Source organism: Halomonas denitrificans, from assembly GCF_003056305.1.
Taxonomy (GTDB): Bacteria; Pseudomonadota; Gammaproteobacteria; order Pseudomonadales; family Halomonadaceae; genus Halomonas; species Halomonas denitrificans.
On record NZ_PYVX01000003.1, the window covers coordinates 451,853 to 468,470 of the forward strand.

Below are 16,618 nucleotides of genomic sequence, written 5' to 3' on the forward strand. Positions count from 1 at the left end.
CCCCATAAGAAGTATTCTTGATGCCTGTCAAGGAAGGGGGGTGTGTGCCTGGGCCACAATGGCCATCACCAAGTGTTTTAGTCGGGTATGGCGCCATGCAATCGACCTCCTCCTCCGCACGCCCCTCCTCGCTGTCGCGCCTGCCGGTGGCGAGGCTGGCCTTCCGTCCCTTCTTCCTGCTGGCCGCGCTCTACAGCGTGGCGGCGATGGTCGTGTGGCTGGCCTTCTGGCACGGCGACATCCTGCTGCGCCCGGTCGGCGGGCTGATGTTCTGGCACCAGCACGAGATGCTGTTCGGCTTCGCCGCCGCGGTGGTGGCGGGCTTCCTGCTTACCGCGGTGCAGAACTGGACGGGGCTGCCAAGCCTCAGCGGCGGGCCGCTGCTGGCTCTGGTCGCGCTGTGGCTTGCCGGGCGGGGCCTGATGGCCTTCCCGCTGGGACTGCCGGAGTGGCTGCCGATGCTGGTCGACCTGGCGTTCCTGCCGGTGGTGGCCGGCGTCATGGCCCGGCTGGTGATCGCCGCCAAGCGCTGGCGCAACCTGATCTTCCTGCCTGCCCTGGGCCTGCTGACCCTGGCCAACCTGGCCATGCACCTGGGGGTGCTCACCGGCGATGCCGAGCTGATCCGCCAGGCCGCCTACCTGGCGGTGCTGCTGATCACCCTGCTGATGGTGGTGGTGGGCGGCCGGGTGATCGCCATGTTCACCGCCAACCGCCTGGGCCTCACCCGCCGGCCGCCGATCCCCGCCCTGGAGACGCTCAGCCTCGGCAGCGTGCTGGCGGTGGTGCTGGCCCAGGGGCTCGCCGTGCTCGGCGTGGCGCTGCCGGGGGCGCTCTTCGCCACCCTGCTGGGGCTGGCGGCGCTCGCCAATGCGCTGCGCCTGGCGCGCTGGGGCGGCCTTTACAGCTGGCGCGAGCCGCTGCTCTGGGGCCTGCACGGCAGCTACGCCTTCATTCCCGTAGGACTCGCGATGTGGGCGCTGGCGGCGCTGGGCGTGTTCCGCGTGGAGCTTGCCGTGCACGCCCTGACCATCGGCGGCATGGGCACCATGATGCTGGCGATGATGTCGCGGGTCTCGCTCGGCCATACCGCGCGCCCCATCCGTACCCTGCCGGGCATCGGCGTGGCGCTCGGCCTGATGCTCGCCGCCGCCGTGCTGCGCTCGCCGGTGCTGGCGCTCGTCCCCGAGATCACCCACTGGACCTACAACCTGGGCATCCTCTTCTGGTGCCTGGCCTATGCGATCTTCCTGTTCCACTATACGGGGCCGCTGCTGTCGGCTCGGGCCGACGGCAAGGACGGATAGGACCCTGCCCCCGACACCAAGGACACCCCGTGGAACACTACGCCCTGATCAAGCACCTGCACGTCACCGCCGCCGCCCTGAGCCTCGCCTTCTTCTTGCTGCGGGCCTGGTGGTCGGTGCGCGAGTCGCCCTGGCTGCAGCGGCGCTGGGTGAAGATCGCCCCCCACCTCATCGACACTGCCCTGCTGGGGCTCGGCGTGACGCTGATGGTGCTGCTCTCCGCCTGGCCCCATCAGCAGCCCTGGCTCGCCGCCAAGCTGATCGCCCTGCTCGGTTACATCGGCCTGGGCACGCTGGCGATCAAGCGCGGCCGAACCCCGGCGGTGCGCGGTGTCGCGGCGCTGGCCGCGCTGGCCACCTTCGGCTACATGCTGGGGGCGGCCGTGACCCACAGCCCGCTCTCCTGGCTGGCCTGACCGACGGCCGGTAGGCGCTGAGCCGCAGGCCCTGACCTATACTGACCCCGCCACTCGTCTGTAGAAGGAGACTCTCATGTCGCAACAGGAACTCCCCGCCGGTGCCGGTCAGGTGGCCGAGCAGTACCCCGAGGTGTGGTCGGCCTATGCCGAGCTCGGCCGGGCCTGCGCCGAGGCCGGCCCGCTGGACGCGCGCACCCGCCGGCTGATCAAGCTGGCGCTGGCCGTGGGGGCGCGCTCCGAGGGAGCGGTGCACTCCCACGTGCGCCGCGGCCTGGAGGAGGGCGAGTCCGCCGAGGCCTTGAAGCAGGTAGCCATGCTGGCCATTCCCACCCTGGGCCTGCCCGGCGGAGTCGCGGCCCTGACCTGGATCGAGGACATCACCGAGTCCTGAGGTGGCGCGGTCCCCGGACCGCTGGGACAAGCGTTTAATAGTGAGTTGGTCACGCCGTTCCGGGGTCTGGTAGTTTCGGGGCTGCTGCATTGGCAGTACCCGATCTATCAGACCCCGGAGTCATTACATGCGGTACAACAACAAGACACTGCTCTCCCTTTCCGCCGCCGCCCTTTGCGTCGGCCTGGCCTCCTCCGCCTCGGCGGCCACCCTGGACGAGGTGAAGGAGCGCGGCGAGCTGCGCTGCGGCGTCAACGTGGGCCTCTCCGGCTTCTCCTCGCCCGACGAGGACGGCACCTGGCAGGGACTGGACGTGGAGACCTGCCGCGGCATCGCCGCCGCGATCTTCGACGATCCCGAGGCGGTCTCCTTCACGCCGCTGACCGCCAAGGAGCGCTTCACCGCCCTGCAGTCCGGCGAGATCGACGTCCTCTCGCGCAACACCACCTGGACCGCGACCCGCGACAACTCGCTGGGGCTCAACTTCACCGCCACCACCTTCTACGACGGCCAGGGCTTCATGGTGGCCAAGGACCTGGGCATCGAGAGCCCGGAGCAGTTCGACGGCGCCTCGATCTGCATCCAGTCCGGCACCACCCACGAGCTCAACCTGGCCGACTACTTCCCCTCCCGGGGCATCGACATCCAGACCGTCACCTTCGACACCCCCGACCAGACCGCCCAGGGCTTCGCCAGCGGCCGCTGCGACATCCTGACCTCCGACACCTCCCAGCTCAGCGCCCTGCGCCTGCAGCTGCCGGAGCCCGACAGTGTCGAGATCCTCGAGACGCTGATCTCCAAGGAGCCGCTCGGCCCCGTGGTACGCCAGGGCGACGACCAGTGGCTGGACATCGTCAAGTGGTCGATCTTCGCCATGGTCAACGCCGAGGAGCTGGGCGTGAACAGCGACAACGTCGATGACATGAAGGCCGACCCGCCCAACCCCCAGGTGGCGCGCCTGCTGGGCGTGGACGGCGACTACGGCGAGCAGATGGGGCTCGAGAACGACTGGGCCTACCAGCTGATCAGCCACGTCGGCAACTATGACGAGGTCTTCGCCGGCACCGTGGGCGAGGAGTCACCGATGCAGATCAGCCGCGGCGTGAACGCGCTGTGGGACGAGGGCGGCATCCTCTACGCCCCGCCGATCCGCTGATCTCGCTGACCCCTAACGTTCCCTGAACGGGCATCACGCATGGCGACATGCGTGATGCCCTGTCGTTGACGTCCACGAGGCTCGATATGCTGCGTTCTTCCTCACGGGAGCGGGGGCCGCTGTGGCGCGACCCCACCTTCCGCGCCCTGCTGGTGCAGGGCATCCTGCTGCTGGCGCTGGGGGCCTTCATCGCCATGGTGGTGTCGAACACCCTGGCCAACCTCGAGGCCCGGGGGATCACCACCGGCTTCGGTTTCCTCCAGGACCGCGCCGGCTTCTCCATCCCCCAGACCCTGATCGACTACTCCGGCGACAGCACCTACGCCCGCACCTTCGTGGTGGGGCTGCTCAACACCCTGCTGGTCTCCGCCATGGGCATCGTCGCGGCGACCCTGATCGGCTTCGCCGTGGGCATCGCCCGGCTCTCGCCCAACTGGCTGCTGGCCCGCCTGGCCACCGCCTACGTCGAGATCTTCCGCAACATCCCGCTGCTGGTGCAGATCCTGTTCTGGTACTTCGCCGTGCTGCAGGCCCTGCCGAGCCCGCGCAACAGCCACTCGCTGTTCGAGGCGATCTTCCTCAACGTGCGCGGCGTGGTGCTGCCCGATCCCCAGGCGCTGCCCGGCTTCGCCGCCACCCCCTGGGCGCTGCTGGTCGCGGTGATCGCCACGGCCTGGCTGGTGCGCTACGCCCGGCGGCGCCAGGCGCGCACCGGCCAGGCACTGCCGGTCTTCAAGCTCGGCGCGCTGCTCCTCATTGGCCTGCCGGCGCTCACCTTCGTCGCCACGGGCATGCCGCTCGAGTGGTCCATCCCGTCGCTTGCCGGCTTCAACTTCCAGGGTGGCGTGACGATCCTGCCCGAGCTGATGGCGCTGTGGCTGGCGCTCTCCATCTACACCGCCTCCTTCATCGCCGAGATCGTGCGCTCGGGGATCCAGTCGGTGCCCCAGGGCCAGGTCGAGGCGGCCAAGGCGCTGAGCCTGCCGGGCGGGATCATCCTGCGCAAGGTGGTGATTCCCCAGGCGATGCGGGTGATCGTGCCGCAGCTGACCAGCCAGCACCTCAACCTGATCAAGAACTCCTCGCTGGCCACGGCGATCGGCTACCCCGACCTGGTGGCGGTGTTCTCCGGCACGGCCCTGAACCAGACCGGCCAGGCGATCGAGATCGTCGCCATGACCATGGCCGTCTACCTGCTGATCAACCTGCTGGTGTCCGCGCTGATGAACCTCTACAACGCGCGCACGCTGCTCAAGGAGCGCTGAGATGGTTGAGACCACGACCATGACCGCGACCGAGATGGTCGCCGAGCGCCGGCCCCCGGACCTGCGCCGCGGCCCGCTCGGCTGGCTGCACGCCAACCTCTTCAATACCCCGCTCAACGGGGTGGTGACCCTGGTCACCGTGACCCTGCTGGCCTTGCTGCTGTGGCCCGCCCTGCAGTGGGCGGTGCTCCAGGCCGACTGGCTCGGCGACTCCCGGGAGGCGTGCAGCGGCGAGGGGGCCTGCTGGGTCTTCATCAGCGCGCGCTTCGAGTCGATCGTCTACGGCTTCTATCCCGAGGCCGCGCGCTGGCGGGTGAACCTGGTCTTCGTCCTGCTGGCGGCGCTGATCGCCTGGCTCGCCATTCCGCGCCTGCCCGCCAAGCGCTGGGTGGGGGCGTTCGCCCTGGTGGGCTTCCCGCTGCTCGCCTTTGTCCTGCTGGCGGGCGGCCACTTCGGCCTTGCGGCCGTGCCGACCCGCGACTGGGGCGGGGTGATGCTGACCCTGACCATCGCCGTCGTGGGCATCGTCGGCTCGCTGCCCATCGGCGTGGTGCTGGCGCTGGGCCGGCGCTCGCAGATGCCGCTGGTGCGCGGCTTCTGCGTGGTGTTCATCGAGTTCTGGCGCGGCGTGCCGCTGATCACCGTGCTGTTCATGGCCTCGGTGATGCTGCCGCTGTTCGTGCCCGCCCAGGTGGAGTTCGACAAGCTGCTGCGGGCGCTGGTGGGCATCATGCTGTTCTGGAGCGCCTACATGGCCGAGGTGGTGCGCGGCGGGCTCCAGGCGATCCCCCGCGGCCAGGAGGAGGCCGCCAAGGCGCTGGGCATGGGCTACTGGCAGCGCATGGCGCTGATCGTGCTGCCCCAGGCGCTGAAGCTGGTCATCCCCGGCATCGTCAACACCTTCATCGCGCTGTTCAAGGACACCTCGCTGGTGCTGATCATCGGGCTCTTCGACCTGCTGGCGATCATCCGCGCGGGGCTCACCGACAGCAACTGGCTGGGCTTCGCCACCGAGGGCTACGTCTTCGCGGCCCTGGTGTTCTGGGTGTTCTGCTTCAGCATGTCGCGCTACAGCCAGTACATCGAACGGCGCCTGCACACCGGCCATCGGAACTGACCACCATCAACGGGACCTTCTCATGAATCAGGCAACTGCCGCCCGGGCCGACTCGCCCATGATCGAGATCACCGGGCTCAACAAGTGGTACGGCGACTTCCACGTGCTGCGCGACATCGACCTGACGGTCGCCCCGGGCGAGCGCATCGTCATCTGCGGCCCCTCGGGGTCGGGCAAGTCGACGCTGATCCGCTGCATCAACCACCTCGAGGAGCACCAGGAGGGGCGCATCGTGGTCAACGGCCTGCCGATGACCCGCGACGTGAAGCGCATCGAGCAGATCCGCCGCAACGTCGGCATGGTGTTCCAGCACTTCAACCTCTTCCCCCACCTGAGCGTGCTGGACAACTGCTGCATCTCCCAGACCTGGGTGCAGAAGAAGCCCCGCGCCGAGGCCGAGCGCACGGCGCTGGAGATCCTCGAGCGGGTGCAGATCGCCGACCAGGCCCGCAAGTACCCGGGCCAGCTCTCCGGCGGCCAGCAGCAGCGCGTGGCGATCGCCCGGGCGCTGTGCATGCAGCCGGAGGTGATGCTCTTCGACGAGCCGACCTCGGCGCTCGACCCCGAGATGATCAAGGAGGTGCTCGACGTCATGGTCGAGTTGGCCCAGGATGGTATGACCATGCTCTGCGTGACCCACGAGATGGGCTTCGCCAAGACCGTGGCCGACCGGGTGATCTTCATGGATCAGGGCCAGATCATCGAAGAGGCGCCCCCCGAGACCTTCTTCAACCATCCGCGCTCCGAGCGCACCAAGCTCTTCCTCGGCCAGATCCTCGGCCACTGAGCCCCTCCCGGGCGGCGGCCACAGGGCCGTCGTCCGCCTCTCCTTTTCGTGAAAATTGATCGACGTCAAGGCCGCCTGCCGTGCCCTGCTGCTACGCTTAACATGTATTTCCAGTACATCTTAAGAGGGGCGCAGGGCCGCTTGCCGTGAGAGGCGACGGCACTGCCACACGAGCAAGGGGGGTATGGTCCATGGCCGACGGTCTCACCAAGTCGGCGGCCCGCAACATCTTCTACGGCGGGTCGCTGTTCTTCTTTCTGCTGTTTGCCGCGCTGACGGCTCACAGCCACTGGTACATGGTCAACACGTCCACCGACAGCGAGGGGCTCACCGAGTCCGTCAAGCACGGCAAGGAAGTGTGGGAAAAGAACATGTGCATCAACTGCCACAGCATCATGGGCGAGGGCGCCTACTTCGCGCCGGAGCTGGGCAACGTCTGGGAACGCTACGGCGGTCACGAGAATCCCGACGCGGCCCGCGCCGGCCTCGCCGCCTGGATCCGCGCGCAGCCGCTGGGGGCCGAGGGGCGCCGCCAGATGCCCGCCTACGACTTCAGCGAGGAGGAGATGCAGGCGCTGATCGACTTCCTGGAGTGGACCGACGGCATCGACGACCAGGACTGGCCGCCGACGCCCGCCGGCTGAGCCGTCTGAGAGCCGGACTGCGGATCAATCGAGGAGAACGAGACCGATGAAATACGAAACCCAGAGGGTGGCGCTGCCCTTCTTCATGGTGGCCATGGCGCTCTTCGCGCTGCAGGTGGTCTTCGGGCTGCTGGCCGCCACCGTCTACGCCTGGCCCAACTTCATGGCCGAGCTGATGCCCTTCAACATCATGCGCGTCAGCCATACCAACCTGCTGATCGTCTGGCTGCTGCTCGGCTTCATGGGCTGCACCTACTACCTGATGCCCGAGGAGGCCGAGCGGGAGATCCACAGCCCGACCATCGCCTACATCCAGCTGGCGATCTTCGCCTTCGCCGGCGCCGCCGCGCTGGTCGGCTACCAGTTCGGGATCCACGAGGGGCGCGAGTTCCTCGAGCAGCCGTTCTGGGTCAAGGTGCTGATCACCATCTCCTTCCTGATGTTCCTCTTCAACACCAGCATGACGCTGGCCAAGGGACGCAAGACCGCCATCAACCTGGTGCTGATGCTGGGCCTGTGGCTGGCCGCGGTGTTCTGGCTGTTCGCCTTCTACAACCCCTCCAACCTCGCCGTGGACAAGCTCTACTGGTGGTGGGTGGTGCACCTCTGGGTCGAGGGCGTCTGGGAGCTGATCATGGCCTCGCTGCTGGGCTACCTGCTGATCAAGATGACCGGCGTCGACCGCGAGGTGATCGAGAAGTGGCTCTACGTCATCGTCGGCCTGTCGCTCTTCTCGGGCCTGCTGGGCACCGGCCACCACTACTACTGGATCGGCGCGCCGAGCTACTGGCAGCCCATCGGCAGCATCTTCTCCACCTTGGAGGTGATCCCCTTCTTCGCCATGGTGGTGTTTGCCTTCACCATGTTCTGGAAGGGCACCCGCAACCACCCCAACAAGGCCGCCATGCTGTGGGCCCTGGGCTGCCCGACCGTGGCCTTCTTCGGCGCCGGCGTGTGGGGCTTCATGCACACCCTGCACTGGATCAACTACTACAGCCACGGCACCCAGGTCACCGCCGCCCACGGCCACCTGGCCTTCTACGGCGCCTACGTGATGCTGATCCTCGGCGTCATCACCTTCGCCATGCCGGCGCTGCGCCGTGTGCAGCCCTATAACCAGGTGCTGAACATGTGGGGCTTCTGGATCATGACCGGCGCCATGTGCTTCATGACCTTCACCCTGACCTTCGCCGGTGTCGTCCAGACCCACCTGCAGCGTGTGCTGGGCATGAACTACATGGAGGTGCAGGACCAGCTCGGCCTCTTCTACCTGATGCGCCTGGGCGCCGGCGTGGCGGTAGCCATCGGGGCGGTGATGCTGATCTACGCCTTCTTCGGCCCGGCCCGCGAGCAGGTGCCGGCCGGTGGCACCCAGCTGACCGCGGGCCCCGATCGCGCCTGATTCACCGAGGGCCCCGCGCGGGGCCCTCGTTCGTTCACCCTGACGGGAGTGCCTCCCATGTCCCTTTCCACCGTGGCCACCCATGCCGACGAGTCGGCGCTGCCCTACTACCAGAGCGTCGGCAACGAGTGCGCCCTGTTCGACCAGGCCTTTCGGCAGCGCCTGCCCGTGCTGCTCAAGGGACCGACCGGCTGCGGCAAGACCCGTTTCGTCCACCACATGGCGGCCAAACTTGGCAAGCCGCTCTACACCGTCTCCTGCCACGACGACCTGACCGCCGCCGACCTGACCGGGCGCTACCTGCTGCAGGGCGGCGAGACCCGCTGGGTCGACGGCCCGCTGACCCGCGCGGTGCGCGAGGGCGGCATCTGCTACCTCGACGAGGTGGTGGAGGCGCGCAAGGACGTCACCGTGGTGCTGCACCCGCTCACCGACGACCGCCGCCTGCTGCCGCTGGAGCGCACCGGCGAGCTGCTCGAGGCGCCGGACGACTTCATGCTGGTGGTCTCCTACAACCCGGGCTATCAGCACATCCTCAAGTCGCTCAAGCCGAGCACTCGCCAGCGCTTCGTTGCGATGTCCTTCGACTTCCCGCCGCCGGCGGTGGAGCGCGACATCGTCGCCCGGGAGAGCGGCCTCGCCCCCGATCGCTGCGCGGCGCTGGTCAACCTGGCGGCGAGCCTGCGCGCCATGAAGGGCCAGGACCTGGAGGAGGGCGTCTCCACCCGGCTGCTGGTCTACTGCGCGACCCTGATCGGCGCCGGCATGCCGATACTCGAGGCCGCCCGCGCCACCCTGGTGGAGCCGCTCTCCGACGATGCGGATGTCCAGGAGGGGCTGATGGAAGCCATTCGGGCCACATTTGGCTAAAGAAGACGCCGATGACGTGCCGATGGTGTGGCCGGTATGGCCGCCGGACCGAGGCGCCGGGGGCAGGTCGAAGAGGAGGTCATTTGCCAGGGATGGCAAATGTAGCGCCCAGGGAAGGGTTTACAGCGCCTCCTCGTCGGTCCGGCGCCCCGGGACCTGCCCCCGGGAAAGCCCCGGCGGTTCATCAGCGCGACGTCACACCGACTCGACACGTACATCAGGAGGCTAGGGATGCTGGATTTTCTGGAAGTCGAGGAGACCGTCGGTCGCTTCTGGCACCGATGGGCCTCGGGCGCGGCGAGCTACCCCGATCACCCCGAGGCGGCCGTGACCCTCGAGAGCCTGCGCCCCATGCTCGGCGTCTTCTTCCGCGCCGGCGGCGGCGAGGCGGGGGTCGAGGTGGCCGCCATCGCACGGCGCGCCTCGGCGCACCGGCTGAGCCTGCGCCAGCGCCTGGGCCTCGACGAGGAGGAGCTCGACCAGGCCCGCCGCGACGAGGAGCACCTGCTGCTGCCGCCGCGCCTGGCGCTGTTTCCCGAGGCCGCCCTCAACCGCGACCTCTACCTGTGGCTCACCGCCTTCCTGGCCGAGGCCCGGCCGCTGACGCCGCCCGCGGACCCGCTGCAGGCCGATCTCGCGCGCCTGCGCGAGGCACGCCGCACCGCCCGGGCGGCGCTGACGCGCTTCCCGGGGATGACCGAGCGCTACGTGCGCCTGAGCGGCGAGCTGCTGGCGATCCGCCCGCGGCGCAAGGGCCTGCCGCCCATGGAGGCCGCTCTGGAGGCCGCCCTGTGCGCGGAGCTGGGCGCGCCCGACCCCGAGGAGGCCTGGGCGCTGGCCATGCAGCGGGCCATCCGTGAGCCGCAGCGTTCCCTGGACGACTTCCGCGCGCCGCGCGGCTATCGCCCGCTGCTGCCGGTGCCGCTGTGGGGCCAGGCCATCACCCTGGGCACCCGCGACGAGGCCCGCGAGGCCACGCTGGACGACGACGAGGCGCCGGCCAGCGCCGGCGCCTCCCCCGAGGACGACGGCGGCAAGCGCAAGGCCGACCGCCGCGAGCAGGACCAGGCCGACCGCGACGACCCGCTGATGCTCAACAACATGGAGAAGATGCTCTCCTGGGCCGAGATGGTGAACCTCAACCGCCACGTCGACGACGAGGAAGAGGAGGAGGCCCGCCAGGCCGCCGACCAGATCGACGAGATCGTGCTCTCCCCCAACCGCAAGCGGGCGGCCTCGACGCTCAAGCTCGATCTCGACCTGGCCCCCGACGAGGCCGGCGGCGGCCAGCTGACGGGGCGCCACACCTACCCCGAGTGGAACCATCGCAAGCAGGCTTACCTGCCCGACCACTGCGTGGTGCTCAGCGGCGAGCAGGAGGAGGAGGGCGAGGAGTGGGCGCCGGACGAGACCACCCGCCGGCGCATCCGCCGGGTGCGCCGCGAGTTCGAGGCCCTGCGCCCGCGGCGCGAGATGCTGCGCGGCCAGCTCGACGGCGGCGAGCTCGACATGGACGCGGTGATCCGCGCCCGCTGCGATCTGGCGGCCACCGGCGAGTCCAGCGACCGGCTCTACGTCGACAGCCGTACCCAGGCCCGGGATCTCGCGGTGTCGATCCTGGTCGACGTCTCACTCTCCACCGAGGCCTGGCTGGAGGATCGCCGGGTGCTGGACGTGGCAAAGGAGGCGCTGCTGGTGCTGGGCCACGGCCTGGCCGGCTGCGGCGACGACTACGCCATCCACAGCTTCACCTCCCAGCGGCGCCACAAGGTGTGGGTGAAGACCCTCAAGGACTTCGACGAGCCCATGGGCGAGCGGGTCTCGCGGCGCATCGCCGCGCTCAAGCCCGGCTCCTACACCCGCATGGGCCCGGCCATCCGCCATCTGGCCGGCCGGCTCGCCGAGCGGCCCAATCGCCATCGGCTGTTGCTGCTGCTCACCGACGGCAAGCCCAACGACAACGACTACTACGAGGGGCGCTACGGCATCGAGGATACCCGCAAGGCGGTGCTCGAGGCGCGCCGTCAGGAGGTGCGGGTGTTCGGCGTGACCATCGACCGCGAGGCGGGCCGCTACATCCCCCACCTGTTCGGTCGCGGCGGCTATGCCATCGTGCAGCGCCCCGAGCACCTCTCGCTGGCGCTGCCGGGTATCTATCGCCAGATAATCGCCACCTGAACCTCACCATCGGGCCTCGCCAGGCGGGGCCCATCGCAAGGAGGAGTGCCATGTCCCCCCGTTCCCGCGTCGTGCTGGCCGTGGCGGCCTGGTGCCTGGCCGCCGTGGCGATGGTGCTGCCGCTCGCCTGGCTGATCAACACCCGTGACTGGGGCGTGCTGCTGATGCTGATCGTGCCCCTCGCGGTCTATGGGCTGCTGCGCCTGGGCCGCGCCCTGGAGGGCTGGGCACGGGCGACGCCTCCACCGAGTCCTCAGGGCTCTCGAGAGTGACGCATCCAGGACGCTACAAGGGGTCGTCCCTGGCGTAGAGTCGCTTCCCTGCCACGAAGGTCTGTCGTGGCTGGAGGTCGCGATCGAGCAGGGTCACGTCGGCATCAAAGCCCACGGCCAGACGGCCCTTGCGTTCATGCAGCCCCAGCACCCGGGCCACATGGCCCGAGATCAGGCCCAGGGCCTGGTCGAGGGGCAGCACCTCCTCGCGCACCAGGCGCTGCCAGTCCGCGATCAGGGTGGTGTTGCCTGCCACCCGCATGCCGATATAGGCGCCCCGTGCGTCGAACTCGGGCAGACTGCCATTGCAGTCGGAGCTCAGGGTGATGCGTTCAGCCGGGACGCCGCGCTTGAGCAACCGTGAGACCGCACCGAAACCGCTCAGCTCGTCCTCGTCGGCGTCGTCGAAGGCGGTCACATCCACATTGGCGTCGAAGGCCAGCGCATAGTCGGCGGCCTCCTCAAGCAGGTCGCGATGGCGGTTCACATGCGTCGGGATCACCTGCTCGGCGGGGATCTCGGTCTCGCTGAGCAGCCGGCGCAACGGCTCCAGACCGCGCTTGCCATCGCCGACGTGGAAATGGCAGATGCCCAGCTTGCCGGCCAGCATGGCACCGACCCGCACCTCGCTGACCAGTCGCGCGATCTCGTCCTGGTGCGGCTGGCTCGAACGATGGTCCGATATGGCGATCTCGCCCAGGCCGATGACCTCGGGGATCCAGGCCAGGTCGCGCTGTACGTCGCCGGTGAGGGTCGGGGGCGGCACGCGATAGGACCCCGTGTACATGTAGGCGCAGATACCCTCGGCCCTGAGCCCCCTCACCTTGGCCAGCAGGTTTGCGGGGGAACGGCTGATGCCGTCGGTACCCAGCACGCCCACCACGGTGCCGATGCCCATGGACGCGATCTCGTGGGCGGTGATCTCCGGGCAGCGGGTGCCGCAGCCCCCCTCGCCACCACCGCCGGTCACGTGGACGTGCTGGTCGATGAAGGCGGGGACGGCGGTCAGGTCACGCGCCTCCACGACCCGCACCGGCCAGCCCGCCGGGACCTCGATATCCTGCCCCAGTGCCGCGATCCGGCCGTCGGCGATCAGGATCTCGGTGGCCTCGACGGGGGCCGGCGCGAAGATGCGTCCGACGCGCAGCAGGGTCAGCAGGGGGGCATCCCGATCATCGAGGGGCATCATGGCGTCTCGCCGGTGTGGTCGGTCGAGGCCGGGGGCGAGAAGCGGCGGCCCTTCAGGCGCTCGATGGCGCCCTCGACATCATCGATCAGCAGCACCAGCAGGTCGCCTTCGCCTCCCTCATCGAAGGCCCTGTCGACGGCCTGGGTTTCATCCATGATGACCTCCACCCGGCAGGCTCCCGGCACTGATTCGGCGCCGTCGCGCAGCAGACGAGCGGCGTCACCGGGAGCGCGCCCGCGGGCGTCGGTCTCGTAGATGAAGACGACGTCGTGCATCCGGGCGAGCAGGGTGCCCAGCGTGAAGAGGTCCTCGTCGCGGCGATTCCCCGGAGCGCTGGCCACGCTGATGCGTCGCCGGGCCGGAATGCAGCCGACCAGTTCGCTCAAGGCCTCGAGCGCCGGTACGTTGTGCCCGTAGTCGATCAGCACCTTCATGCCGTTGGCGTCGATGAGGTTGGTGCGTCCGGGATTCTGTCCGGGGGTGGGGTGGAAGGTCTGCAGGCCCATCTGGATATCGGCGATGGAGAGCCCCAGGGCATAGGCGGCCGCGCTGGCGGCCAGGGCATTGGCGACATTGAAGCGGGCGTGACCCTCGAAGGAGATCGGCACGTCCACGACCGGTATCACCTCGGCTTCGACATGGCCCTGGCGCATCACGATGCGTTCGTTGTGGACGGTAAAGGCGACACCCTGGTCGCGGACATGTCGACGGACGGGACGTGAGTCGGGGTCCAGCGTGAAGAAGATGATATCGCCCCGGGCCCACTCCTGGCCCGCCAGCACCCGCGGGTCGTCGGCATTGAGCACGGCCGTCCCGCCCTGGCGCACGGCATCGATGACCACTGTCTTGCAGCGCGCCAGCTCGTCGAGGGTGTGGATATCATGCTCACCCAGGTGATCGCTTGCGATGTTGAGCAATACGCCCACGTCGCACTCGTCGAACCCCAGGCCGCGGCGCATGATGCCGCCGCGGGCGACCTCGAGCACGGCGCACTCGACCGTGGGTTCGCGCAGCACGATCGCGGCCGCCTGGGGGCCGCTGTAGTCACCGCGCAGGATCACATGGTTGTCGACCTCGATGGCGCCGGTGCAGGCCATGCCGACATTGCGTCCCGACTGGCGCAGCAGGTGAGAGAGCAGTCGCACGGTGGTGGTCTTGCCGTTGGTGCCGGTGACCGCCGCAACGGGGATGCGCCCCGTGGCCTCGGTATCGGGGAACAGCATGTCGATCACCGGGCGACCGACATCGCGGCCCTCCCCGTGGGTGGGCGACAGGTGCATGCGAAAGCCCGGCCCGGCGTTGACCTCGACCACGGCAGCGGACTGCTCCTCCAGGGGGCGGGTGAGGGTCTCGGCCAGCAGGTCGATGCCGATAATGTCCAGTCCCACCAGCCGTGCGATGCGCTCCGCCATGTAACGCACTTCCGGATGGACATCGTCGGTCACGTCCGTGGCCGTCCCCCCGGTGCTGAGGTTCGCCGTGGGCTTCAGGTAGACGATCTCGTCGGCCGGGATGACGCTCTGCAGGGTCAGATTCTGCTGGCCGATCAGCCGCAGCGACTGTTCGTCCAGCTGGATCTGGGTCAGCAGGTTCTCGTGACCGATGCCGCGACGCGGGTCCCGGTTCTCCTCGTCGACCAGGGCCTGCAGGGTGGCGACGCCATCGCCGACCACATGTGCCGGGCGGCGCCGGGCCGCGGCCACGAGCTTGTTGTCGATGACCAGCAGGCGATGGTCCTCGCCCCGGATGTACTGCTCGACGATCACCGAGGGGTTGCGATGGGCGGCGATGTCGAAGGCATCACGCAGCGACGTGTCGTCCTCGATGTTGGTGCTCACGCCGCGGCCATGGTTGCCGATGACCGGCTTCACTGCGACGGGATAGCCGATGTCACGGACGGCGTCGAGCGCCTCATCGAAGGAGCCGCACACCCGCCCCTGGGGGACCGGAATGCCGGCATCGCCGAGCACCTGCTTGGTCCACTCCTTGTCGTCGGCGATGCCGTAGCCGATCAGGTCCGTGTGGCCGGTCACCGTCGCCTGGATGCGCTGCTGTCGATGGCCATGGCCGAACTGGATGTAGCTGTTCTCCTCGCTCAGGCGGGCATGGGGAATGCCACGCTGGCTGGCGGCGTCGACGATGGCGGCCGTGGAGGGCCCCAACATGTGGGCATCGCGCACCTGCTTGAGACGGTCGATGATCGCCGGCATGTCGATCACCTCGCCGGCGAAAAGCCGCTCGACGAGGTCGACGGCCTCGATCCCCGCGGCCAGGCCGCAGGCCTCGTCCCGGTAGCGGTAGACGACGTTGTAGATGCCGGTGTCATAACTGTCGATGGTCTTGCCGTAGCCCACCGAAAAGCCGATCAGGTTCTGCAACTCGATGGCGACATGCTCGACGACATGACCGGCCCAAGTGCCGCGCTCTAGTCGCTCCAGGAAGCCGCCGGGCCTGCCCACCGAGCAGCGGTGTTCCTGCAGGGTCGGCAGCAGGGCGGTCATCCGCTCGACGATGCCGGGGACGAGATCGCTTGGCTTCTGCTCGAGGTCGCCGATGTCCAGGCGCAAGAAGATGGCCGGGTAGCGGCTGTAGTAGTTCGGGCCACGCAGGGCACGGTGCTCGAGAATGTTCATCGTCCCTCCGCGAGAATGGCGCCGAGTTCGTGGGGGACGAGATAGCGCCGCGCCTCGACGTCGAACCCATGGCCGCTGACCATCGCATGGAGGATCATGTTCTCGATGGCCACCGGTTCGCCCATGGAGAGGTCGGCGATATTCGAGCTCGCCAGGTCCCGGCTGTCGATGAGGATGACATGCCCCGAGCCGATGGCCTCGAGGATGCCGTGGGGGTGGATGATCACCCCGGCATCCTCGCCAAGGCCTACCCCCAGGTGCTCGGGATTGCTCGCCCCGACCTCCATCAGCCGCGTGAAACGCCCGCGCTCGAGGAAGTGGCTGTCGATGATCAGGCCGTCGACGAAGCCGAGGCCGAAGGTCATGTTGACCCCGCCCTTGCGCAGGGCGTCGGTGGCAGCACCGTTATAGATCATGGTGCCCGGCATGGCCGCAGCACCGGCACTGGTCCCGGCCACCACTGCGCCTCTGTCGAGACGTTTGCGGATGGCATTCAGCACTGGGGAGCCACCCAGGATATTGGTCAGGCGAAGCTGGTCTCCGCCGGTGAAGAAGATGACGCCGCTCTGCTCGATCAGGCGAACGGTTTCATTCTCGGTCGCCTGACGGCGGTCGCGGATACCCAACAAATGGATGTGGCTGGCCCCCAGGCGTTCAAAGGCCGCTTCGTAGTCGGGCAGGATCTGGTCGGGGATGCTGCTCGCGGTGGCGATGACCGCAACCTCGAGGTTACCCTCGGGGGCCAGGGCAAAGACCCGTTTGAGGATCTCCAGGTCGGATTTCCTGTCCTCGGCACCGCCGATGGCCACGAGAGGGCCGGATGCCGAGGAGGGTGGCGAGGTCATAATCCTTTCGTCGCCCAGCGACGCTTTTGAGCCAACGCAGCAGCCACGTTCGCATGAGTCACTTGCCGAATGGCAGGATGCTTGCCGCCTGCACTTTCACTTATAACAGGCATCCCGGCGCGGGGCACGTTCTCGCTGGCTCG

The 16,618-nt window shown here is 68.5% G+C and carries 15 protein-coding genes; 12 read left to right on the forward strand and 3 right to left on the reverse strand.

Translation table 11 applies throughout. The annotated features are described in order from the left end of the window. Positions 1–95 precede the first annotated feature (95 nt). The 12 genes from C9F13_RS11490 to C9F13_RS11545 all read left to right on the forward strand — a co-directional run bounded on the left by C9F13_RS11490 (position 96) and on the right by C9F13_RS11545 (position 11,808). Complete coding sequence (locus C9F13_RS11490; protein WP_108446390.1) at positions 96–1,307, forward strand: NnrS family protein; 1,212 nt, start codon at positions 96–98, stop codon at positions 1,305–1,307. A gap of 29 nt (positions 1,308–1,336) precedes the next feature. Further along, entirely contained in the window at positions 1,337–1,723 is a 387-nt protein-coding gene (locus tag C9F13_RS11495; RefSeq protein ID WP_108446391.1) for a SirB2 family protein, read from the forward strand. A 76-nt stretch (positions 1,724–1,799) separates the two neighbouring features. After that, positions 1,800–2,117, forward strand: a complete 318-nt coding sequence (locus tag C9F13_RS11500; protein ID WP_108446392.1) for a carboxymuconolactone decarboxylase family protein — start codon at positions 1,800–1,802, stop codon at positions 2,115–2,117. A gap of 127 nt (positions 2,118–2,244) precedes the next feature. Further along, entirely contained in the window at positions 2,245–3,273 is a 1,029-nt protein-coding gene (locus tag C9F13_RS11505; protein ID WP_108446393.1) for an amino acid ABC transporter substrate-binding protein, read from the forward strand. 86 nt (positions 3,274–3,359) lie between these two features. Next, positions 3,360–4,538 carry an amino acid ABC transporter permease gene (locus tag C9F13_RS11510; RefSeq protein WP_108446394.1) on the forward strand — a complete coding sequence of 393 codons (1,179 nt, stop codon included), beginning with the start codon at positions 3,360–3,362 and terminating at the stop codon, positions 4,536–4,538. A gap of 1 nt (position 4,539) precedes the next feature. Then, positions 4,540–5,655 (forward strand): amino acid ABC transporter permease, encoded by a 1,116-nt coding sequence (locus tag C9F13_RS11515; protein ID WP_425432884.1) that lies wholly within the window; start codon positions 4,540–4,542, stop codon positions 5,653–5,655. Positions 5,656–5,713: 58 nt separating this feature from the next. Next, the gene (locus C9F13_RS11520; RefSeq protein WP_108446455.1) at positions 5,714–6,442 is read left to right on the forward strand and encodes an amino acid ABC transporter ATP-binding protein; all 729 of its coding nucleotides are present in this window, start codon (positions 5,714–5,716) and stop codon (positions 6,440–6,442) included. Positions 6,443–6,633: 191 nt separating this feature from the next. Next, positions 6,634–7,086: a c-type cytochrome gene (locus C9F13_RS11525; RefSeq protein ID WP_108446395.1), complete on the forward strand. Its 453-nt coding sequence runs from the start codon at positions 6,634–6,636 to the stop codon at positions 7,084–7,086. Between the two features lie 46 nt (positions 7,087–7,132). Next, complete coding sequence (locus tag C9F13_RS11530; protein WP_108446396.1) at positions 7,133–8,488, forward strand: cbb3-type cytochrome c oxidase subunit I; 1,356 nt, start codon at positions 7,133–7,135, stop codon at positions 8,486–8,488. A gap of 57 nt (positions 8,489–8,545) precedes the next feature. Continuing rightward, positions 8,546–9,358: a CbbQ/NirQ/NorQ/GpvN family protein gene (locus C9F13_RS11535; protein WP_108446397.1), complete on the forward strand. Its 813-nt coding sequence runs from the start codon at positions 8,546–8,548 to the stop codon at positions 9,356–9,358. Positions 9,359–9,589: 231 nt separating this feature from the next. Further along, a complete protein-coding gene (locus C9F13_RS11540; RefSeq protein WP_108446398.1) occupies positions 9,590–11,536 on the forward strand; it encodes a nitric oxide reductase activation protein NorD in 1,947 nt (648 codons plus the stop codon). Between the two features lie 50 nt (positions 11,537–11,586). Then, positions 11,587–11,808: a hypothetical protein gene (locus C9F13_RS11545; protein WP_108446399.1), complete on the forward strand. Its 222-nt coding sequence runs from the start codon at positions 11,587–11,589 to the stop codon at positions 11,806–11,808. Positions 11,809–11,821: 13 nt separating this feature from the next. Here the strand turns inward: C9F13_RS11545 and iadA are convergent, their stop codons facing one another. From iadA to C9F13_RS11560, 3 genes are read right to left on the reverse strand one after another with little or no spacing between them, the layout of a single operon-like run. Continuing rightward, positions 11,822–12,997: a beta-aspartyl-peptidase gene (gene iadA / locus C9F13_RS11550; RefSeq protein WP_108446400.1), complete on the reverse strand. Its 1,176-nt coding sequence runs from the start codon at positions 12,995–12,997 to the stop codon at positions 11,822–11,824. Further along, entirely contained in the window at positions 12,994–15,630 is a 2,637-nt protein-coding gene (gene cphA / locus C9F13_RS11555) for a cyanophycin synthetase (protein WP_108446401.1), read from the reverse strand. Before cphA ends, iadA begins: the two co-directional genes overlap by 4 nt. Then, positions 15,627–16,439 carry a cyanophycinase gene (locus C9F13_RS11560; protein ID WP_245888766.1) on the reverse strand — a complete coding sequence of 271 codons (813 nt, stop codon included), beginning with the start codon at positions 16,437–16,439 and terminating at the stop codon, positions 15,627–15,629. Before C9F13_RS11560 ends, cphA begins: the two co-directional genes overlap by 4 nt. Positions 16,440–16,618 lie beyond the last annotated feature (179 nt).